The sequence below is a fragment of the Acetivibrio saccincola genome (genome assembly GCF_002844395.1).
Lineage (GTDB): Bacteria > Bacillota > Clostridia > Acetivibrionales > Acetivibrionaceae > Herbivorax > Herbivorax saccincola.
In genome coordinates this window covers 3,464,883-3,484,741 of sequence record NZ_CP025197.1, presented here as the reverse complement: position 1 = coordinate 3,484,741, position 19,859 = coordinate 3,464,883, and the positions used below count along the sequence as shown (strand labels likewise).

The window sequence follows — 19,859 nt, the reverse complement described above, 5'->3', positions numbered from 1 at the left end:
AATGGCAAATTAAGTCAATTAAGCCTGTTAAACAGTCAGGCAAAAATCAGAACAAACCAGGGAAATCGGGGTTGTTAAAATCATTTTCTTTTTGGTTTTCTTCTAAATTCCCTTCTAATTTTTCATCTAATTTTTCACTTAAGTTTTTATCTGAATCTTTATATACACTGTCCTCAGCATTATCCTCATTTACTGTTTTACTGTTTTCATCTTTGTTTTCTTTTTTCTCACCTTCTAAATAATCAGGAAGCTCCATGCCTGCCATATTAAATAAATCCTTCAAAGGTGGGATGGATTTAAACATTCCTGATAGGAAATTTGCTGTTGAAGGTGTGCCTTTTCCATTACCCATACTGTCCCAGACAGTAATTTTATCAATTTTAATTCCTTTAATTGCTTCAACTTGTGTTTTTATAAGTTCAGGAAGTTTGTCAGCTACCATAAGCATTACTGCCTTTTGAGCATCCCCGCCAGCCGCTGCTACTATCTTTTCAAAACCTTCCGCCTGTTTGGTCATTATTTCTTTTATACCCCTTGCTTCAGCTTCCATCCTGGCAAATATTGCATCTGCTTCCCCTTTGGCTTTAATGCGGATTTTTTCAGCTTCTGCATCAGCGTCAATTTGTGCTTTTCTCTTTTCAATTTCAGCAGGAATGATGACGTCTGCTTCACGGGTAGCTTTTTCCCTGTTTGCCCTTGCTTTTTCTGCTTCTTCTTCTGCATGATATGCCTCTTCAAGGGCTTTAGCCTGTTGCACTTTTTCTGCTGCAATAGCCCTTTTATTGGCTTCTGCTTCCTTTTCTCTTCTAATTGCTTCTGACATTGCTATTGTTATTTGAGAGTTATTTTCCCCTTCCACGGCTGCTGCGTTAGCTTCTGCAACTTTAATTCTTTCGTCTCTTTTTGCGTTAGCCTCACCTATAGAACCGTCCCTGTTCTTTTCTGCAACGCTTTTCTTTGCATCGTTGATGGCTTTTGCAGCTGCTTCCTTACCAAGGGCATCTATGTATCCTGATTCATCGTTTATATCCGTTACGTTAACGTTTATAAGTCTTAAACCTATTTTCTTTAATTCAGCTTCAACGTTTGCAGTGACATTGCTTAAAAACTTATCCCTGTCAGAATTTATTTCTTCAATTTCCATTGTAGCTATTACAAGTCTTAGCTGACCAAAAATAATATCCTTTGCCAGTGCTGCTATTTCATCCTGCTTTAAGCCTAAAAGTCTTTCAGCGGCATTTTGCATTGTACTTGGCTCTGTAGATATAGCCACTGTGAATATTGACGGGACATCAACCCTTATGTTTTGTCTGCTTAATGCACTTTGCAGCATTACCTCAATGGATATTGGTTTGAGGTCTAAAAAGCTGTAATCCTGGATTATAGGCCATATGAAAGCGGCTCCGCCATGAATACACTTTGCAGAACGCGTACCACCTTCTTTGTTTTTGCCTACCTTACCATATACTACAAGTATTTTGTCCGAGGGACATTTCTTGTACCTTGAGAATAGCGCTATTATAGTAGAAAAAATCATAACTACAATAATGGTAACTAAAATTAACAAACTGCCTGATAGTCCTATTTTACATAACATGATACCATCACCCTTTCATATCAGTTTTTGTTACAACAAAAGTATCATCATCCCTAAGTTTAATAATTAGTACTTTTGTACCTGTGGGTAGAGATTCTTCAGGGGTTACCGCATCTATTTCCCTGAAAACCCCGTTAAAAGTTACATGTACCTTGCCGATTCCCGACTCATTTGCAGGTATTGGCACATATACTTCTCCTATATGGCCTACCGCATCTTGTAAATTAACATTTCCACTTTCTGTTAGGCGAATAATGGTTAAAAACAACATTGATATTACTATTGTTACTGCCAATGCAAGAAAAATAGAAGCAATAACAGTTATAATTTTACCTGCCCCGATATTGCAAAATGTGATGCCTGCCCAGCCAAATATGGTAAAGAAGGTTATGATATTTCTAATGGACAGTACTTTAAACACACTTGAAAAAATGCCGTCATCAGCATCATCCGGTATATCAACACCGTCCGGCGGGTCACCACCGTCTAATACACCGGAACCCTTTAAAGGAGCATCTAAAGAACCGTCTAAAACACCGGAGCCGTCAAACATGTCAGCATCGCCCGGTATATCGCCGGCATCATCGCCAAGACCTATAAACAGCATTATTAATTGGATGAGAAAAATTAGTGTAAAAGGTATAGCGAAAAACCAAAAGAATTTCTCAAAGTCTGGTATGGCGTTCCACCATTCTGCCAAACATATTCCCCCTTTCTTGATGATATTTAAATAAACAACACATTTTATCAGCAACATAAAACTTTATCTATCTGTTATTACAATTATATCAAAAGTTAACCAGTATATGCTATTATTTTTATAAAAAACTTATTTTTTTCAGAAAATTTATTTAAATTTTATTTTTATGTATGGTTTTCATCTATTATCTATTGTTTTCTGTTAAAAGCAAAAGCAGAGCATATATTGCTTCCAGGTTTGGTACTGGAAAGTTTTTCTTTCTGGCAAGCCTTACAGCATTCCCCAAAATAGCTTCCACTTCAAGACGCCGGTTATTTTCATAATCCAATAACATACTTGTTTTATAAGGTTTCATTTTTACAGTAAGTGCTATATTTTCATCCACCAGGTTTTTAGGTAAATTGTGTCCGTAAATATTTGCTAAGTCTATAACCTCGTTCATTATATTTTTTACAAGTTTTAAAGATTCACTGTTATTTATAATAACATCGGTGGTAACTCCCCCGCCTATTACGGATACCGGATTAAAGGGAGCATTCCAGATGAGTTTTTTCCATCTTGCAGTTACTATGTTTTCATCTATTATACATGGGACATCTGACGCATTAAACATTTCTTGAAGTTTTTCAACTTTTTCTGACTTTCCTTTTGGATATTTACCTATGACAATACGGCCGTATTCTTGATGATTAATTTGTCCCGGACCTGTTTTTGATACACCGATAAAAGCAAGACAGCTTATAATTTCATTTTCAGGGAAAGCCTTTGCGACAGGCTCTTCAATATCAATGCCATTTTGGATTAAAACTATAGCAGTATTTTTTCCAACTTTAGGACGTATTATTTCTTCTACATTTATACCTGGAATAACTTTAGTTGAAACAATTATATAATCAGGTGTTTTTGAGTAGTTGTCAACTTTTTGTACAACTTCGTCCGGTTTAAAAACAAAGTCACCATTTATACTTTTTATTTTTATTCCATTTTCTTTTAAGTATTCATAATCAGACCTTACAAGGGCACTTACATTTGCCCCTGCCACAGAAAGTTTTCCGCCGTAAAAGCTTCCAACTGCACCAGTTCCCACTACTAATATATTTGCCGGCTTCATACACTTCTCCTTCTGTTTATTTTATTAAATATTTATTACTTATTTGTTTTTTAGTTTTTTGATTTTGTCACTTTTATAATAACAAAAAGTATGTATTGCAACAAGTTATTGTTTAAAATTATTTTTAATTGGTATGAATAATAAAAAGGTGCTGCTTAAAAATTTTTACATGTCGGATTTAACAGAGTCAGGCATCAAATATGTAAAAATAAAATAAGGAGGGCAATTATGAGCATATATGATTTTAAGGTAGAAAGAGTTGATGGAAGCAAGATTTCACTAGGAGAATACAGAGGGAAGGTTTTACTTATAGTTAATACGGCAAACTCCTATAAAAATTAGTGTAATTAGTGTTTTATAATGTGTAATAAAAAAACAGACAGTGTACTTAAATAAAAATACTAAAATTAAAACGTCTTATAACCATCGGAGCTATAAGACGTTTTTTACAGCACAAAAAACACATTTATTACTCCTCTATTCCCATAGGGTATATTTTTGCAATAGGGATGCTAAACATAAAACCCACGCCGGGTCTTGGAGCATGCCCTATAATGTTTTGGACAACAGATACAGCCTCATCTAAAAGCTCTTCCTTTTCTATTACGGTAAAGATGGTTTTGTTGTACGGCCGGCTGTCTTGCATAAATTTTTTCAAATGCCCGTATAGAAAAGAATGCTCTTTGCTGCTTTTGACAATGATATTTGCCATACCCTGGCTGTCTAAAACTGTTGCACCGCTTAAACCAATATCAACGAATCCCGCCAGGATATCGTCTAAATAATCTAATTCATTTAACACTATAAAAAGTACGTGAATGATACTCACCTTCCCTTGTACGGATTTAGTAAGCTATTTTTGGATTTTCGTTGTTTTTACTGGCTAAATCCCTTCTTTTCTTTCCACCGTCAATTTCTCCTGCTTTTTGCAGGGCAATCTTTGCAAAAACCGGTCCTAATAATTCGTACACAAGTATGCTAAACATGATAATTGTTGTAATATCTGTTGCATATTGCGGCAGCTGCTGTCTTACCAATACTGAAAGCCCTATTGCCACCCCTCCCTGTGGAAGCAAGGAAAGACCTAAGTACTTTCTTACTGCAGGATCAGCTTTAACTGATTTTGCTCCAACCCAGGAACCCAGCATTTTACCTGCAGCCCTGGCAAAGATATACGCCACCCCCATCAAACCAACCTTAGTAAGTATGCTTATATCCAGACTTGCTCCGGCTAAAGTGAAAAACAGCACATAAATTGGTGATGCAAAGTCGTCCACTGAGTCAAAAACCCGCTGGGGCTTGTGGGCTAAATTTACCAATGTTGTTCCCATCATAATACAGGTAAGCAAAGGTGAAAGATTGAGATAGTGTGCCAGACCTGCAGCAATTCCAATGGCTGCTAAAGATGTTACCTGCATTTCGTCCCTGCCCTTAGCTTTTTTAGTAATTAGGGACAATAAAATACCCAGTACCAGTCCTAACAGGAGAGAGCCTCCTATTTCTATAAAAGGACCGCTGAACATTTTAAATAAAGAAGTTTGCTGGTTCCCTACAGATAATTTGGCTAATGACATTGCAATTCCGAAGGAAACAATTCCAAATACGTCATCTAATGCTACTACAGGCAAAATGGTTTTTGTAAGTGGTCCTTTTGCATTATACTGCCTTATTATCAGTAAGGTTGCTGCTGGTGCTGTAGATGCTGACATAGCTGCAATTACAGCGCTAAATGCAAAGGACTGGTTAAACAAAAAGTACATAATGGAAAATACTATAGCTACAGCTCCTACAACTTCTGCAAAGGTTATAATTGCTATGGACTTTCCCAGCTTTGACATTTCTTTTATGGTAAACTCGTTGCCAATGCTAAATGCTATTATACCCAGGGCAAACTCACTAATAATTGTAAAGGAATTAATATCTCCACTGCTTAAATAGTTAAAAAAGGATGGTCCTAAAAGCAGTCCTGCCACCAGGTATCCTGATACATTAGGAAGTTTAAAGTGACTGGTTATTTTACCCCCTATTGCACCAGCTAATAAAACAATACAAATTTTTAAAATTAACTCCAACTTAACTCCTCCACATCATAAATATTATAAATTATGATGGTGGCGCTTTTCATTTTAGCTATTTTTAATCAAAATATAAGAGTAAAACTCACCTTCCCTTCTTTTATGTATTGGCTTAAACAAAGGTCCAAAGGCGTTTTTCCCTTGGGCCTTTGTTTAATGCCAAACAGTTAAAATGAAAAAAGCGCATCACCCTACTCAAAAATGAGTTTGTCATACGCTTGGTTACATCCTATGGGGTTAGCTGACGGGTTAGGACCACCAAGCAGCCCTTCTTAAAAAATTAAGATTCACCCCTGAAAATTGGTTCCCCCATTACCAAAAGGTATTCGGATTTTCTATATTTAGAATAACATTTTATTGCTTTAAAGTCAAATAACTGTGGTTTTATTCCGAACCATGATGAGCAGGGAGGAATGAAAATCTGTAGCTTAATCATTTACAGAATTTTTAAATTTTCTTTTTGAATATTGAGGATATAGGAATTTAAATCCCACTGGGATTTAAAAATTTAATGCATGCTAGACCAAAGAGAACATGTAAGGCTTTCCCGGAAGGTATTCCTGACGTAATATTTGATAATTTGTTTATTCATACAAAGCATTATGAGGGCGATCAAGGAATACTGTATGAACCAAGAGAAGAGAGGTGCAATAGGTGATGCCCTTTTACAAAAAACTTGCCATCGGCAAAATGCTGAGTTATTATATTTTTAAAAGAAAATACGGTAAGCTGATATATTTAGCCAAAATAACCATTGATATTGAAAGGAACATAAAGTTGAAAAAAAACAAATATCAAGGCCATGTTATTAAAAAAGTACACATAAATTCAATTGCTGATGAAATGGATATCAATGTGGGGGATATTCTTTTGACAATAAACGGTCGGGAGATAGAGGATGTATTTGACTACAGGTACCTTATTACAAATGAATATATAGAGGTTCTAATTAAAAAGCAAAACGGCGAAGAGTGGATTTTAGAAATTGAAAAAGACTATGAAGAGGATTTGGGTATTGAGTTTGAAAGCGGCCTTATGAGCGCCTGCCGTTCATGCCGCAACAAGTGTATTTTCTGCTTTATTGACCAGATGCCCCCCGGCATGCGTGAGACATTATATTTCAAAGATGATGATTCCAGGTTGTCATTTTTACAGGGAAACTACATTACCCTCACCAACATGAGCCAGAAAGATGTTGACAGGATAGTTAAGTTCCGTTTGGCGCCAATTAACATTTCAATACACACCACAAACCCTGAATTGCGATCTAAAATGCTGAACAACCGGTTTGCAGGGGAGAAGCTGAAATATCTTGAAACCTTTTATAAAGCAGGCATTGAAATGAACGGTCAGATAGTGCTTTGTAAAAATGTTAATGACGGGGAGGAACTTAAGCGTTCCATTGATGATTTATCTAAGTTTTTGCCTTATTTAAAAAGTGTGTCGGTTGTTCCTGCAGGTGTTACAAAGTACAGGGACGGGCTTTTTAAACTTGAAATGTTTAACAGGCAGGATGCAGACAGGGTTATTGATATGATTGAAAGCCGGCAGCAGGAATTTTATAATAAATATGGACTGCATTTTATACATGCCAGTGATGAGTGGTATATTATGGCGGAGCGTGATTTTCCGGAAGAAAACAGGTATGATGGCTATCTTCAAATTGAAAACGGCGTTGGGATGATGAGAAGTTTTATAAACGAGTTTTATAAAGCCCTGCACAATATTAAGCGCCGTAAGGATTATAACAGCCTTTCAAATAATATAAAGAATAAGTTAACAATAGCTACCGGAAAGCTGGCTTATGCTGCAATAAATGATTTTGCAAAAAAAATAACCGAGGCATTTCCCCACATAGAGATTAACGTAGTTTGCATACGGAATGATTTTTTTGGGGAAACCATAACGGTGTCCGGCTTAATTACAGGAAAGGATTTAATTAAGCAAATAAAAGAAAGGCTGGATAAAGGGGAAGAATTGGGAAAAACGCTAATGATACCTTCAAATATGCTCCGGGTGGGGGAAGATGTTTTTTTGGATGATGTAACGATTTCCCAGGTGGAAAAAGCTTTAGGGATGAAGGTTGTTCCTGTGGACTCAGACGGCAAGAAATTTTTAGATGCCGTAAGTAAACAAGGGCAAATGTAAAGGATAATAAAAGCGTAAAGAATAATAAACATATAAATATAAAAACACAATAAAAACAATAAGTATGCTTAAGCTTTGGAAAAGAGGAAGAAAAATGAACAAAATTAATTATCACAAACTGATGACTGCAGAAATAGAGAACATAAAAAACAAAGGGTACTGGCCTAAATTGGTGCTCCACAGCTGCTGTGCTCCATGCAGTACACATGTTTTAAATGTACTTAGTGAAACTTTTGATATGGAGATATTATATTTTAACCCCAATATATACCCGGAAGAAGAGTATTACAAGAGATTACAGGAGCAAATTAATCTCATACCTAAAATGGGACTTGATGTAAAAGTTGCAGAAACAGGTTATGAAAGCCACTTATTTTATGAAAAAGTCAAAGGACTGGAAAATTTAGGCGAAAGAAGTGAGCGGTGCAAACAGTGTATTGCACTGAGACTGGAAAAAACAGCTGTGTATGCCGCTGAAAACAAGTTTGGTTATTTTACCTCGACCCTGTCAATAAGTCCTTTAAAAAATGCTGATATGATTAATGAAATTGGACAAACACTGCAAGACAAATATAATGTCAAATTTTTAGCAGCTGATTTTAAAAAGAATAATGGTTTTAAAAATTCCATTGATTTATCAAAAAAATACAACTTGTACCGGCAAGATTATTGCGGCTGTGTTTTTTCAAAAAAAGAAAGAGAGTCAAAAACCTCTTTCTAAAATCATACCTTTTATCATGCCTTTTTCTAATGTCATATCTAAAATTTTTAAATGTGATAAATGCCATATATAATTTTTCACTTCATTTTAGTGTGTTTTTTTGCACTTCGATTTAATTTTTACTTCAATTATTTTAAAAAAAATTTACCGGTTTACTTTGAAAAAAGGCTGCATTGAAAAATAAAATTAATAAAATTAACTTAAAAATTAAAAATATTTAATGCCCAATTGACAAATATTAAATAATATATTATTATAATAAATATAATGAAAGAAAGACGTGAATAAATATGAGGAGTGATTATATGAACAGGGAAGTGTTGGGCAAATGTCCTGTATGCGGCGGTGACACTTCAATAACTAAAATCAGGTGCTCTAAATGTAAAACCACCATTGAAGGAGATTTTGGTTTGTGTAAGTTTTGCAGGCTTACTCCTGAGCAAAAAGAATTTATCGATGTATTTATCAGGTGCAGGGGGAATATAAAAGAAATAGAGAAAGAATTGGGAATTTCATATCCTACAGTTAAAAATAAAATTGAAGATGTGGTAATGGCTTTAGGACATAAAGTTGATGATAAAGTATATGAGTCAATAGACAGAAAAGAAATTTTGGACAGATTGAATAATGGAGAGATATCTGTTGATGAAGCTCTTGAATTGTTGAAACAATAATTGTTTATTCTGATGGTAAAAACCAAAAAAAGGAGGATACTGATTATGCCATTTAGTGAGGAAAAGATGTATATACTTAAAATGCTGGAAGAAGGAAAGATCACCAGCGAAGAAGCAGCAAGGCTTCTTGAAGCTATAGGTCCGGATTCAAAGAGTACTGAATATGATTTTCTTAAGAAAAAAGATAAAAAGGTTAATTTTAACGAAGAAATTACAAAAGTTAAAGATAAGTTAAATGACTGGAAGAATGAATTTAAAAAGACCTATAAACAAAAGGATTTTGACAAAGCTGTTGAAGAGTTTGCATCTAAAATGGAGAAGGTTGGAAAAGGCGTAGCGTATGCTACCATGGGAGTTGCAGATAAAATAGTAGACTTTGTGGGAAGTGTTGTAAATATAAATGCATTTGATATTTTCGGAAATTACAAAGCTGTGACTAAAACCTTTGAAATAGAAAATGTAAATGAAGATATGGAAATTGAAGTTGAAGGGTTGAATGGACATATTCTGGTTAAAAAGCATATGGATAATAACATAAAAATAAGAACTGTAATAAAAAGCCCTCAGGACAATGCTGATGAAATTTTAAATTTTTCCCAAAGCGACAATTTGGTATCCGCAAAATACAATAAGATAGGTAATATAAGTGTTTCCCATGAAATATTTTTGCCGGTTATAAAATTTAAAAAATTGAGTCTCACAACCAAGAACGGAAAGATATATGTTGAAGATGTACAGGCAGGAGATTTTAAAACAGCTACAAGCAGCAGCAGTATAGACCTTATGGGTGTTACAAGTGACAAACTGAGTGTTTCAAATAAAAACGGTAAAATACAATTTGGGTACATTATAGGAAAGGACATAGATATTAATACCGACAACTCAGTTATAGAGATAAAACACATAAAAACTGAAAATCTCAATGCTTCAACCAGAAACGGCAGGATATTGGTTGAGAATATTCACCACTATGAAGGCTCTTCAATTATAAACATGAATTTAAACACCCAAAATTCAGGAATAAAAGTCAATATGAATGATATGGACACTAGGGGATATAAAGTTAAAGCGCATGCTACAAATGGGGAAATTAATCTTTTAATACCGGAGATGGTGTATAAAAATATAAGCAAGCAGATGAAAAATAATTTTGTTGAAGCAGAAAGTAATGGATATGAGAGCTTTGGCAATAAAGTGAATATTATAGCAGAAGCCCAAAATGGATACATTGAAATCATAAAATAAATTCAAATTATAAAAAATGCTTGTAAAATGAATATGTGTATAATGTAAATACAGTGCAATAAATCCATTGAGGCAGCGGGGTAAGATGGATGAAATTTATTTAAAGTCCCTGGAGAACTATCTTCAGGGGTTTTTATTTACACCGACCATTAATTCCCAATCAAATAACAATGCTAGTATAAAATACAAATTCGTGATATAATACTTCATTGGGAATTTTAAATATTGTTAAGAAACCAGGGGTGTAATATGTTTGATAAACTTCAAGCTGCAGAAAACAGATATGAGGAAATAAATAATAAGCTTCTTGATCCGGAAGTGTTAGGGGATCAAAATGAATACAGAAAGCTGATGAAAGAACATTCGGATTTAGAAGAGATTGTTGCAAAATATGGGGAATATAAAAAGATAAACAAAGAAATAGAAGAGGCAAAAGAGCTTCTTGGTGAAAAGCTTGACAGGGAATTTAAGCAGATGGTTGAGGCAGAGCTTAAAGAAGCTGAGAGACATCTTGAAGAGGTGAAAAAAGAATTAAAAATTTTACTCCTGCCTAAAGACCCTAATGACGATAAAAACGTAATTGTTGAAATAAGGGGAGGCGCAGGCGGAGATGAAGCTGCCCTCTTTGCAGCAGACCTTTTTAGGATGTACTCTAAGTATGCTGAAAAGCAAAGGTGGAGTACAGAGATACTTGATTCCAATCCAACGGAAATAGGCGGGTTTAAGGAAGTTATATTTTTAATTAAGGGTAAAGGTGCATACAGCAAATTAAAGTATGAAAGCGGTGTGCACAGGGTACAAAGAGTTCCTACAACAGAGGCGAGTGGAAGAGTCCACACATCTACGGTTACAGTAGCTGTTTTAGCTGAGGCGGAAGAAATTGATATAGAAATAGATCCAAATGATTTGAGAATTGATACATTCAGAGCATCTGGAGCAGGGGGACAGCATGTTAATAGAACTGACTCCGCCATAAGGATAACTCATATCCCGACGGGAATGGTTGTTACATGCCAGGATGAGAGGTCACAGCACAAAAACAGGGATAAGGCCATGACCATCCTAAGGTCAAGGCTTTATGAAATTGCCCGGCAGCAGCAGGAAGGGGATATTGCCCAGGAAAGAAAGAGTCAGGTGGGAACCGGTGACAGGAGTGAAAGGATAAGGACATATAATTTCCCTCAGGGGAGAATTACAGACCACAGAATAGGGCTTACAATTTATAAACTTGAAGATGTGCTAAATGGTGAAATAGATGAAATAATAGATGCACTTATTACAACTGACCAAAGTGAAAAACTTGCCAGCGGGGAAGGTAATGGTAAATAATGTATTGGGCACCTGAATATAATATAGGGATATTATGAGGGTGCTGGGTGACACATGTGAATTATTTACTAAAAGTAACCTTGACAGGTCTTTTGACAGGAATGATAGGTACAGGTATAGGCGGTCTGACTGTTTTTTTTGTAAGTGGGATAAATAAGCGGCTTTTAAGTTTTGTACTAGAATTTTCAGCAGGGCTTATGACAGCGGTGGTTTGCTTTAAACTGCTCCCTGAAGCCATAGGGTTTGGAGGAATAATACTGACACTTGCAGGCGTGGCTGCAGGTGTTTTGTCAATTGTATGTGTTGAAGAAATTATCAATAAAAAAGGCCGCAAAAAGACAGTTGTTGGTAGTAAGGCAATTGTAAGCAGAAAGGCAGCTTTAAGCGAAAAGAAAGTTTTAGGCAGAAAGACGGCTGGAAATACCGATATAAAAACAACAGGGCTTTTAAGGGCAGGAATACTGATGGCGATAGGAATAGCCATCCACAATTTCCCTGAAGGTTTTGCCATAGGGGCAGGTTTTGAAGCATCTGTGAGTCTTGGGATTATACTTACTGCGGTGATTGTGATACACGATATTCCTGAAGGGATTGCAATGGCAGTTCCAATGAAGCTGGGAGGATACAGTTCAAAAAAGGCTTTTTTCCTTACCCTTTTGTCCGGTGCCCCCATGGGCTTAGGAACCCTGTTAGGGGCAATTTTGGGAAAAGTATCCACAGACTTTGTAGGAATATGCCTGGCTTTTGCTGCAGGAGCAATGCTTTATGTGGTACATGCTGAACTTATAATTGAGTCAAAAAAACTTTATATGGGAAGATTGCCGTCACTGGGTAATGTAACTGGGATAATTTGTGGTATAATAATATCAATGCTTAATTAATTGTACGGGAGTAAGTGGAGTTGAAAACAGAAATACTTAAAATAGATGAAAATAATATAGATTTTGAAAAAATAAAATATGCAGCTAAGGTATTAAAAGAAGGAGGATTGGTGGTTTTTCCCACAGAGACAGTCTATGGTCTTGGGGCTGATGCTTTAAACGGAAAAGCTGTTTTAAAGATATTTGAGGCAAAGGGCAGACCTTCGGACAACCCGTTGATTGTACATATAGCCTGCAAGGAAGAAATATACAATTTAATGGTGGACATACCTTGCGATGCCCTAAAGCTTATGGATAAATTTTGGCCGGGACCTTTGACTTTGGTGGGGAAAAAGACGTCCAACGTTCCTGACAGCGTTACAGCAGGTTTAGATACTGTGGCTGTAAGAATGCCAAAAAATAAAATAGCTTTAAGCCTTATAGAGGAGGCAAAACTTCCTGTAGCGGCTCCAAGTGCCAACTTGTCAGGAAGACCTAGCCCTACAACGGCAAAGCATGTTATTGATGATTTAAATGGAAGGGTGGATGTTATTATAGAAGCCGGTAATTCAGATATAGGAGTGGAGTCAACGGTTTTGGACATTACCCTTTGGCCGCCTGTAATTTTAAGACCCGGCGGTGTTTCCAAAGAACAGCTGGAGGAATTTTTAGGGAAAGTAGATGTTGACCCCTCTCTGACAGAAAAGGATTTGGACGGGCTTATTCCAAAATCCCCAGGTATGAAATATAAGCACTATTCCCCTAAGGCAGAGCTAATCGTGGTTGAAGGGGAAGTTTCAGATGTTGTAGGAAAAATCAATGCCATAGCAGGAGAATATAAGGAAAAGGGGTTGTCTGTCGGGGTTCTCTCGACAGAGCAAACTAAAAATTTGTATAACGGGGCAGTGGTGATTTCATTAGGAGACAGGTTAGAGCCTGAAACCATTGCTTCTAATCTTTTTAAAGCTTTGAGGGATTTTGACGATTTAGGGGTACAGATTATATTGGCTGAAGCAATTGATGATAAGGGAATAGGTTTTGCAGTAATGAACAGGATGCGAAAGGCGGCAGGCTACAAAATAATACACATATAGTGTATACATATATCAATGCATATATTGATATATACATTAATATATGGCGCTATATATTTTACTATATATCAATATATAGTAGCACATATAGTAGTATAACTTGGTGGTATACCTGTATATTTGGTGATATACTATATTTGATGATATACCTATATATCAGGAAAAGGAGAAGACCTAATGAAAAACATTCTTTTTGTGTGTACCGGAAATACATGCAGAAGCCCTATGGCAGAGGGAATATTTAACCATGTCGTTTTAGGGGAGGAAAAGCTGGAAGGTGTCAGGGCTTTTTCTGCCGGAGTATCTGCATTTAGCGGGGATGGTGCAAATCCTAAAGCCCAAAAGGCTGTAAAAGAGCTTTTTGGAATTGATATAAGCGGTCATAAGGCAAAGACAATTGGCGAAGAGGATTTAATAAAAAAAGCAGATATAATACTTACAATGACAGAGGGACACAAAAAAATAATTTTATCTGTTGTGCCTGAGGCAGAGTCTAAAATATGGACTTTAAAGGAATATGTTTCAGGGTACAAAAAAACAGATGAAAGTTTGGATGTGCAAGACCCTTATGGAATGGGTGAGGAAGAATATAAAAGCTGTGCAAAAGAATTAAAGCATCTTATTGATGAGCTGATAGAAAAACTAAAGAAAGAGGGAAGCTAATAATAAAAGAGAGAAGCTAATAATATAAGAAATAATATAAGAAAGAGAGATGCTAATAATATTTGAATTTTTAAAATAGAAAAAAATAAGCTAAATTAATCCAAGAGGTTTTTTGACACGGGGAGTCTAATATTATACAATATATTCTTAATAACGGAGGTTCGTATGGTAATAGCAATTGGAAGCGATCATGCAGGTTATGAATTAAAAGAAGAAGTAATCAAATATTTAGAAGAAAAGAATATTAAATGCATTGATTTTGGGACATGCAGTTGTGACTCTGTTGACTATCCCGATTACGGGCTAAAAGTTGCAGAGGCAGTTAAAGAGGGTAAATGTGACAGAGGAATTATAATATGTGGAACAGGTCTTGGAATTTCAATGGCGGCCAATAAAGTTCCAGGGATAAGGGCTGCTGTCTGCACAAACAGCTATATGGCAAAAATGGCCAGGGAGCACAATGATTGCAATGTCCTTGCTTTAGGAGCCAGGGTGGTAGGAACTGGACTTGCCCTGGATATAGTAGAAACTTGGCTTAACTCTGAGTTTGAAGGCGGGAAACACAAAAAGAGGATAGATAAAATTAGTGAAATAGAAAAAAAGTATATATATATAAAGGAATAAACCGATAATAGGAGTGGCAGAAATGGAAAACCTTATTGTTTTAGATCATCCTCTAATCCAGCACAAGATATCGCTGTTAAGGGATAAAAATACCAAAACAAAAGAATTCAGGGAACTTGTTTTAGAAATATCCATGCTGATGGGGTATGAAGTAACAAGGGAAATGCCTCTTAAAGAGGTGGAAATAGAGACTCCTGTGGGAGTGGCAAAGGCAAAAGTTTTATCAGGCAAGAAACTGGGAATTGTACCTATACTAAGGGCCGGGCTTGGAATGGCAGACGGGATATTAAATCTTTTGCCCATGGCTAAAGTAGGTCACATAGGTTTGTACAGGGAGCCTGATACATTAAAGCCTGTGGAATATTATTGCAAGCTGCCTGAAGATGCAGAAGAAAGGGAGATTGTTATTTTGGATCCCATGCTTGCCACCGGCGGTTCGGCATCTTTGGCTATACAGTACTTAAAAGAAAAAGGAGTAAAAAGTATAAAGCTTATGTGCATAATTGCATCAGAGGACGGGATAAAGACAATAAACAAAGAACATCCTGATGTTACCATATATGCTGCTGCAGTTGACAAAACTTTAGACGAAAAAGGTTATATTGTTCCAGGTCTTGGGGATGCCGGAGACAGATTATTTGGAACAAAATAAATATTTTTAAGTCAAATATATGGAGGGGGTTTTATGAGGCCGTCTTGGGATGAGTATTTTATGGATATAGTGGAACTTATAAAAACCAGGTCCACTTGTTTAAGGCGTCAGGTAGGAGCTTTGATTGCAAAGGATAAGCGGATTCTTGCCACAGGATACAATGGTGCTCCTACAGGCTGCAAGCACTGTGAGGAAGTTGGGTGTTTAAGGGAGAAGTATAAAGTTCCTTCCGGGCAGCGGCATGAACTGTGCAGGGCTATACATGCAGAGCAAAATGCAATAGTCCAGGCTGCATATTCAGGAGTAAGTGTAAAAGGTGCAACTATGTATGTTACCAACCAGCCATGTGTGCTATGTGCAAAAATGATTATAAATGCAGGAATAGAAAAAATTGTTTTCAAAGGAGATTACCCTGATGAAATTGCCATGGATCTTTTAAAGGAGGCAAGCGTCAGGGTCATTAAATATGAAAACATTAAAAAGCTGTAATGGCAGATTTAATTTAAAAATGATATGGTATATTTGGAATTGGTATAGTATAATAAAATATACTTGACTAAAAAAGTAAAATTGGAAAAGTGTATATTTTAAAAATATTTTATTAAGGACTGTATTTCACCAAAGATACCATTAAGGATTTTAAATTACAAAAGTAAAATCCTAATACAAAAGAAGGTGTTAATTTATGAATTACGAATATATTATTCTATTTGCTCTGGCATTTATTGTAGCCTTTTCATCCACACCGGCGGTGAGGAAGCTAGCTTTTAAAATAGGGGCTGTAGACATCCCTAAAGACACAAGGAGAATGCACAATAAGCCCATTGCAAGGCTGGGAGGTATGGCGATTTTTCTTGGATTTGTTGTGTCTTTAATGTTTGGGGTGGTAAGTACATTTTTAGGTGCCTCAGGAATACTTCCGGACAGAGAGCTTTTAGGGCTGCTTATAGGGGCGCTTATTATAGTGGGGATTGGAATTGTTGATGATATAAAACAATTAGGTGCAAGGTTTAAACTTGTATTTCAAATAATTGCAGCATTATGTGTGGTGTTTATTTCAAATACAAGGATTACAAATCTCACCAACCCTTTTGCAAGTGAAGGTGTATCACAATTAAATGATATAACATCTTATGTAATTACTGTATTGTGGATTATTGGGATAACAAATGCAATAAATTTAATAGACGGGCTTGACGGACTTGCTGCAGGGGTATCTTCTATATCTTATTTATCACTGTTTTTCATTTCAATTTTAAACGGGGAATCTAGTGATGCCACCATTATAGCAATTTTAGCCGGTGCAACTCTTGGATTTTTACCATATAATTTTAACCCTGCAAAAATATTCATGGGAGACACAGGCTCAACTTTTTTAGGATTTACTTTAGCTGTTGTTTCTATTCAAGGTATGATAAAGACATATGCGGCCTTTTCCATAGCAATACCTCTGTTGGTTTTAGGACTGCCGCTATTTGACACTATTTCTACGATAATCAGAAGAATTTTAAAAAGGAAACCTATTATGCAGCCTGACAGGGAGCATTTACACCACAGGCTCATAGACATGGGGCTTTCCCAAAAGCAATCGGTAGGTGTCATGTATACAGCAAGTGCAGTTTTAGGTCTTTGTGCAGTTGTATTAACGGACAGAGGGGTTATAGGTGCAATTGTACTTATTGCTTCTGTTTCAATATTTATAATTGCTGGTGCAAAATATATGAGTGAAATGGAAGATATAGAGGTAGAAGAGAAGGAAGAAAGCAAAAGAAGCATTGGCAATCTTTCAATTAAAAAAGTAAAAGATGCAGAGCGTTAATAAAAATGTAACTATTTCACAGACCTCGTAATATTATGTATATTAGATGTTAGAATAGTCCTTATAGGACAATAAAAGAGGAGGACTGTGATTATGACAGAAATATGGGCAGAGGAAAGGGGGATGCCGGGAATGTATTCTATGCACCCTGCGCCCTGCATACCCCAGGAAACTGTTTTAAGAAATGTGAGACTTGCAAGGGCATATGTTCCTTTCCAAAAATTATGCAGTCTTTATCCGCCAATTGAAGCGTTAAAAAGAGGCACTGCATTTCCAGAATTATATAGCCCCTACAGAGGCGTCGATAAAAATTACAGACCACCCAGGGATTAATAGAAGGCTAAGTTAGAGGAGGGTAAAATATGCATAATAGGAATGAACTTTTAAAGCAATTGACTGCCCTTGATTTTATGGCTGTGGATCTTCAGCTTTATCTTGATACACATCCAAATGACAGGGAAGCTCTTTGCAAATACAATGCTATAGTTACTCAGGCTGCCATGCTAAGAAGCATGTATGAAAGATTATATGGGCCATTGTATTCATTCAGATCCTGTAGTCAATATCCGTGGCAGTGGATAAACAACCCATGGCCATGGAATTATAGTTTTAATTTTAGTCTTGCAGGAGAGGAGAGATAGAAAGTGTGGATATATGAGAAAAAACTAGAATATCCTGTGAAAATAAAAAATCCGGATCCTAGAATGGCAAAAGTTATAATTACACAATTCGGCGGACCGGATTTAATGTTTTTATAGTGTATTTTTTTAATGTGTTTTATAGTGTGTTATAGTGTATTAATATTTTTTTAGCGAGTTTTAAAATGTTTATTTTAAACATTTATTAGTGCCCTTTAAGCAGTTTACAATTCAAATGTAAAATGTATTTTAACTGTATAGTCCTTACTGATTTCGACACTTCTAACCAGCTTTTTTAAGATAAATTTCTTCACATGGTAATCAGCTTTCTCAAGGTTTTCTAAAGTACTCAAAACTTTTTCTGTAATAAATTCCAGCTTTTTATCTAATTTAAAACCACTTTCATTTATCTCTTTTATTATATTAATTTTGCTGGTAACTTCTTTTTTTTCTTTCCTCAATTGTTTCATTCTGATACCGTATTCTTCAATGGAAATAACATCTTTTTCGTAGGCTTCCTGCTGTTTTTTTATAGCCGTATTTATTGAATGGAGATTTGTCTTCAGTTGTTTTATGTGTTTTTCGCTGATATTTTTATTTCTTAACATATATTTTTCTTTTATTATTTTCTTAATTAAATTTTTATCTTCAAAAAACTTTTTAATTTCAGCTAAAACGGCATTATCAACCTTTTCCATATTCCAATACTTGGTTTTGGTATTACAAAGGCCATATCTGTTTTGATCCACATAGTAGTAAAAAACCTTTGATTTATCAGGGGTAGTTTGTCTGCCTCCATAGAGTTTTCCTTTACATACGCTGCAGTAGAGGATTCCTGATAATAAATATTTCTTTTCTTTAGTCCACTCTCTGCAAAACTTTTTTTTTCGGTTTTCAATTATATCTGTAATTTGATTGTATTCCTCCGGGGTTATAAGGGGAGGGTGGGTGTTGTGGCGCACTATCCACTCTTCCTTAGGGCGGACCACTCTTTTTTGTTTTCCGGAGCTGTCCCTTATTAAAGTTGTGGCGTTGTATATTGTAATTCCAAGATAAACAGGGTTCATTAAAATTGACTTTATGGTATTTGTGTGCCAACATTTTGCCCTTTTTGGCGGAATGCCTTGCTGGTTTAGCCATTTGCATATTTTAAGCTGTCCCCAGCCCTCCAAAAACTTTTCAACAATAAATCTGTATATTTTTGCTTTTTCCTCATCAATAACAAGATACTGCTTGTCTGGGGACAATTTATACCCGAAGGCAGGAGAAGGGACGTTGGTTTTGCCTTCCCGGGCCTTTAGCATTTGTGTTATTTTCACCCTGCCGGCAGTTGTTTTCCGCTCTTTTTGGGCAAGGGCTGCATAAATTATCAGCAAAAACTCATCATCATCCGTCCTGCTGTCGTAATTTTCTTTTAAGGATATAAAAAAAGCGCCGTGGCTTTCTAAAGTTCTTTTTAACTCCAGCACATCCATAATGTCCCTGGAAGTTCTGGAGATTTCTTTTGCTACAACGCCTTTTATTATTCCTGATTTTACATCCTCTTTTAGCAGCTGCATTTCATTTCTGAGGTAAGAGAAGCTGCCGCTTTTAATATCCGTATAAAATTTTAGCAGGTTGTATCCGTTTATATTTGCCCATTCCTTTAAAACTTTTTTCTGATTCTCTATAGATGTAATTTGAGCTTCTTTTTTTGTGGAGACCCGTATGTACCCTCCAAGGTCAAGACCGCTTTTCCCAATGGTTTTATGAGAACTGACAAAGCTTTCAAGATTATTGCAGCTAACTAAGGGAGGAATATAATTTATTTTGTCATTCATAATCCTCCCTCACTTCTTTTTTAAATATTTCCCAATCTTCCATGGCTTTTGTTATCAGATATTCAATTATGTCATTTAAAAGCTCGATT

The 19,859-nt window shown here is 35.9% G+C and carries 20 protein-coding genes, 2 pseudogenes and 1 riboswitch; of the genes and pseudogenes, 16 read left to right on the top strand and 6 right to left on the bottom strand.

The window, feature by feature from the left end:
• Positions 1 to 46 precede the first annotated feature (46 nt).
• The 3 genes from HVS_RS15625 to HVS_RS15615 form a co-directional block, all read right to left on the bottom strand.
• Positions 47 to 1,597 (bottom strand): flotillin family protein, encoded by a 1,551-nt coding sequence (locus HVS_RS15625; RefSeq protein WP_101303802.1) that lies wholly within the window; start codon positions 1,595 to 1,597, stop codon positions 47 to 49.
• 7 nt (positions 1,598 to 1,604) lie between these two features.
• Positions 1,605 to 2,297, bottom strand: a complete 693-nt coding sequence (locus tag HVS_RS15620) for a DUF1449 family protein (RefSeq protein WP_101303800.1) — start codon at positions 2,295 to 2,297, stop codon at positions 1,605 to 1,607.
• Positions 2,298 to 2,481: 184 nt separating this feature from the next.
• A complete protein-coding gene (locus HVS_RS15615) occupies positions 2,482 to 3,408 on the bottom strand; it encodes a ketopantoate reductase family protein (protein WP_101303798.1) in 927 nt (308 codons plus the stop codon).
• A gap of 228 nt (positions 3,409 to 3,636) precedes the next feature.
• On the opposite strand from HVS_RS15615, the pseudogene HVS_RS15610 reads away from it, so the two are divergent.
• Positions 3,637 to 3,732, top strand: a pseudogene (locus HVS_RS15610) (glutathione peroxidase); the annotation flags it as partial.
• A 145-nt stretch (positions 3,733 to 3,877) separates the two neighbouring features.
• On the opposite strand, the gene HVS_RS15605 reads toward HVS_RS15610, so the two are convergent.
• Complete coding sequence (locus HVS_RS15605; protein WP_101303796.1) at positions 3,878 to 4,210, bottom strand: hypothetical protein; 333 nt, start codon at positions 4,208 to 4,210, stop codon at positions 3,878 to 3,880.
• Positions 4,211 to 4,253: 43 nt separating this feature from the next.
• Positions 4,254 to 5,480, bottom strand: coding sequence for a cation:proton antiporter (locus HVS_RS15600; protein WP_101303794.1), 1,227 nt, complete (start codon positions 5,478 to 5,480; stop codon positions 4,254 to 4,256).
• Positions 5,481 to 5,693: 213 nt separating this feature from the next.
• Positions 5,694 to 5,825: riboswitch (cyclic di-AMP (ydaO/yuaA leader) on the bottom strand.
• Between the two features lie 429 nt (positions 5,826 to 6,254).
• On the opposite strand from HVS_RS15600, the gene HVS_RS15595 reads away from it, so the two are divergent.
• The 15 genes and pseudogenes from HVS_RS15595 to HVS_RS15525 form a co-directional block, all read left to right on the top strand.
• Positions 6,255 to 7,631 (top strand): DUF512 domain-containing protein, encoded by a 1,377-nt coding sequence (locus HVS_RS15595; protein ID WP_192876543.1) that lies wholly within the window; start codon positions 6,255 to 6,257, stop codon positions 7,629 to 7,631.
• A 94-nt stretch (positions 7,632 to 7,725) separates the two neighbouring features.
• On the top strand, positions 7,726 to 8,352 hold the full coding sequence (locus tag HVS_RS15590; RefSeq protein WP_101303792.1) for an epoxyqueuosine reductase QueH: 627 nt from the start codon (positions 7,726 to 7,728) through the stop codon (positions 8,350 to 8,352).
• Between the two features lie 305 nt (positions 8,353 to 8,657).
• Positions 8,658 to 9,026, top strand: coding sequence for a DUF2089 domain-containing protein (locus HVS_RS15585; RefSeq protein ID WP_101303790.1), 369 nt, complete (start codon positions 8,658 to 8,660; stop codon positions 9,024 to 9,026).
• Between the two features lie 45 nt (positions 9,027 to 9,071).
• Positions 9,072 to 10,271 carry a DUF4097 family beta strand repeat-containing protein gene (locus tag HVS_RS15580; protein ID WP_101303788.1) on the top strand — a complete coding sequence of 400 codons (1,200 nt, stop codon included), beginning with the start codon at positions 9,072 to 9,074 and terminating at the stop codon, positions 10,269 to 10,271.
• Between the two features lie 249 nt (positions 10,272 to 10,520).
• The gene (prfA, locus tag HVS_RS15575) at positions 10,521 to 11,600 is read left to right on the top strand and encodes a peptide chain release factor 1 (RefSeq protein WP_101303786.1); all 1,080 of its coding nucleotides are present in this window, start codon (positions 10,521 to 10,523) and stop codon (positions 11,598 to 11,600) included.
• 56 nt (positions 11,601 to 11,656) lie between these two features.
• A complete protein-coding gene (locus HVS_RS15570; protein WP_101304349.1) occupies positions 11,657 to 12,481 on the top strand; it encodes a ZIP family metal transporter in 825 nt (274 codons plus the stop codon).
• Between the two features lie 20 nt (positions 12,482 to 12,501).
• Entirely contained in the window at positions 12,502 to 13,554 is a 1,053-nt protein-coding gene (locus tag HVS_RS15565; RefSeq protein ID WP_101303784.1) for an L-threonylcarbamoyladenylate synthase, read from the top strand.
• A 177-nt stretch (positions 13,555 to 13,731) separates the two neighbouring features.
• Positions 13,732 to 14,217 carry a low molecular weight protein arginine phosphatase gene (locus HVS_RS15560; RefSeq protein ID WP_101303782.1) on the top strand — a complete coding sequence of 162 codons (486 nt, stop codon included), beginning with the start codon at positions 13,732 to 13,734 and terminating at the stop codon, positions 14,215 to 14,217.
• A gap of 165 nt (positions 14,218 to 14,382) precedes the next feature.
• Positions 14,383 to 14,841, top strand: coding sequence for a ribose 5-phosphate isomerase B (gene rpiB / locus HVS_RS15555; RefSeq protein ID WP_101303780.1), 459 nt, complete (start codon positions 14,383 to 14,385; stop codon positions 14,839 to 14,841).
• Between the two features lie 22 nt (positions 14,842 to 14,863).
• Positions 14,864 to 15,493 carry a uracil phosphoribosyltransferase gene (gene upp, locus HVS_RS15550; protein ID WP_101303778.1) on the top strand — a complete coding sequence of 210 codons (630 nt, stop codon included), beginning with the start codon at positions 14,864 to 14,866 and terminating at the stop codon, positions 15,491 to 15,493.
• A 33-nt stretch (positions 15,494 to 15,526) separates the two neighbouring features.
• Positions 15,527 to 15,982 carry a deoxycytidylate deaminase gene (locus HVS_RS15545; RefSeq protein ID WP_101303776.1) on the top strand — a complete coding sequence of 152 codons (456 nt, stop codon included), beginning with the start codon at positions 15,527 to 15,529 and terminating at the stop codon, positions 15,980 to 15,982.
• A 196-nt stretch (positions 15,983 to 16,178) separates the two neighbouring features.
• Entirely contained in the window at positions 16,179 to 17,312 is a 1,134-nt protein-coding gene (locus HVS_RS15540) for an MraY family glycosyltransferase (RefSeq protein ID WP_101303774.1), read from the top strand.
• Positions 17,313 to 17,405: 93 nt separating this feature from the next.
• Positions 17,406 to 17,645 (top strand): spore coat associated protein CotJA, encoded by a 240-nt coding sequence (locus HVS_RS15535; protein ID WP_101303772.1) that lies wholly within the window; start codon positions 17,406 to 17,408, stop codon positions 17,643 to 17,645.
• A gap of 29 nt (positions 17,646 to 17,674) precedes the next feature.
• Positions 17,675 to 17,953, top strand: coding sequence for a spore coat protein CotJB (locus HVS_RS15530; protein WP_101303770.1), 279 nt, complete (start codon positions 17,675 to 17,677; stop codon positions 17,951 to 17,953).
• 3 nt (positions 17,954 to 17,956) lie between these two features.
• A pseudogene (locus HVS_RS15525) lies at positions 17,957 to 18,055 on the top strand (manganese catalase family protein); the annotation flags it as partial.
• Between the two features lie 119 nt (positions 18,056 to 18,174).
• On the opposite strand, the gene HVS_RS15520 reads toward HVS_RS15525, so the two are convergent.
• Positions 18,175 to 19,770: a recombinase family protein gene (locus HVS_RS15520; protein WP_242971608.1), complete on the bottom strand. Its 1,596-nt coding sequence runs from the start codon at positions 19,768 to 19,770 to the stop codon at positions 18,175 to 18,177.
• Positions 19,771 to 19,859 lie beyond the last annotated feature (89 nt).

What these genes read in the sequence shown, in the direction of transcription:
- HVS_RS15545 (WP_101303776.1), top strand. Translation starts at nt 15,527, where the DNA reads ATGAGGCCGTCTTGGGATGAGTATTTTATGGATATAGTGGAACTTATA.
- HVS_RS15625 (WP_101303802.1), bottom strand. Translation starts at nt 1,597, where the DNA reads ATGTTATGTAAAATAGGACTATCAGGCAGTTTGTTAATTTTAGTTACC.
- HVS_RS15520 (WP_242971608.1), bottom strand. Translation starts at nt 19,770, where the DNA reads ATGAATGACAAAATAAATTATATTCCTCCCTTAGTTAGCTGCAATAAT.
- HVS_RS15585 (WP_101303790.1), top strand. Translation starts at nt 8,658, where the DNA reads ATGAACAGGGAAGTGTTGGGCAAATGTCCTGTATGCGGCGGTGACACT.
- HVS_RS15535 (WP_101303772.1), top strand. Translation starts at nt 17,406, where the DNA reads ATGACAGAAATATGGGCAGAGGAAAGGGGGATGCCGGGAATGTATTCT.
- HVS_RS15530 (WP_101303770.1), top strand. Translation starts at nt 17,675, where the DNA reads ATGCATAATAGGAATGAACTTTTAAAGCAATTGACTGCCCTTGATTTT.
- upp (WP_101303778.1), top strand. Translation starts at nt 14,864, where the DNA reads ATGGAAAACCTTATTGTTTTAGATCATCCTCTAATCCAGCACAAGATA.
- HVS_RS15560 (WP_101303782.1), top strand. Translation starts at nt 13,732, where the DNA reads ATGAAAAACATTCTTTTTGTGTGTACCGGAAATACATGCAGAAGCCCT.
- prfA (WP_101303786.1), top strand. Translation starts at nt 10,521, where the DNA reads ATGTTTGATAAACTTCAAGCTGCAGAAAACAGATATGAGGAAATAAAT.
- HVS_RS15540 (WP_101303774.1), top strand. Translation starts at nt 16,179, where the DNA reads ATGAATTACGAATATATTATTCTATTTGCTCTGGCATTTATTGTAGCC.
- HVS_RS15580 (WP_101303788.1), top strand. Translation starts at nt 9,072, where the DNA reads ATGCCATTTAGTGAGGAAAAGATGTATATACTTAAAATGCTGGAAGAA.
- HVS_RS15615 (WP_101303798.1), bottom strand. Translation starts at nt 3,408, where the DNA reads ATGAAGCCGGCAAATATATTAGTAGTGGGAACTGGTGCAGTTGGAAGC.
- rpiB (WP_101303780.1), top strand. Translation starts at nt 14,383, where the DNA reads ATGGTAATAGCAATTGGAAGCGATCATGCAGGTTATGAATTAAAAGAA.
- HVS_RS15590 (WP_101303792.1), top strand. Translation starts at nt 7,726, where the DNA reads ATGAACAAAATTAATTATCACAAACTGATGACTGCAGAAATAGAGAAC.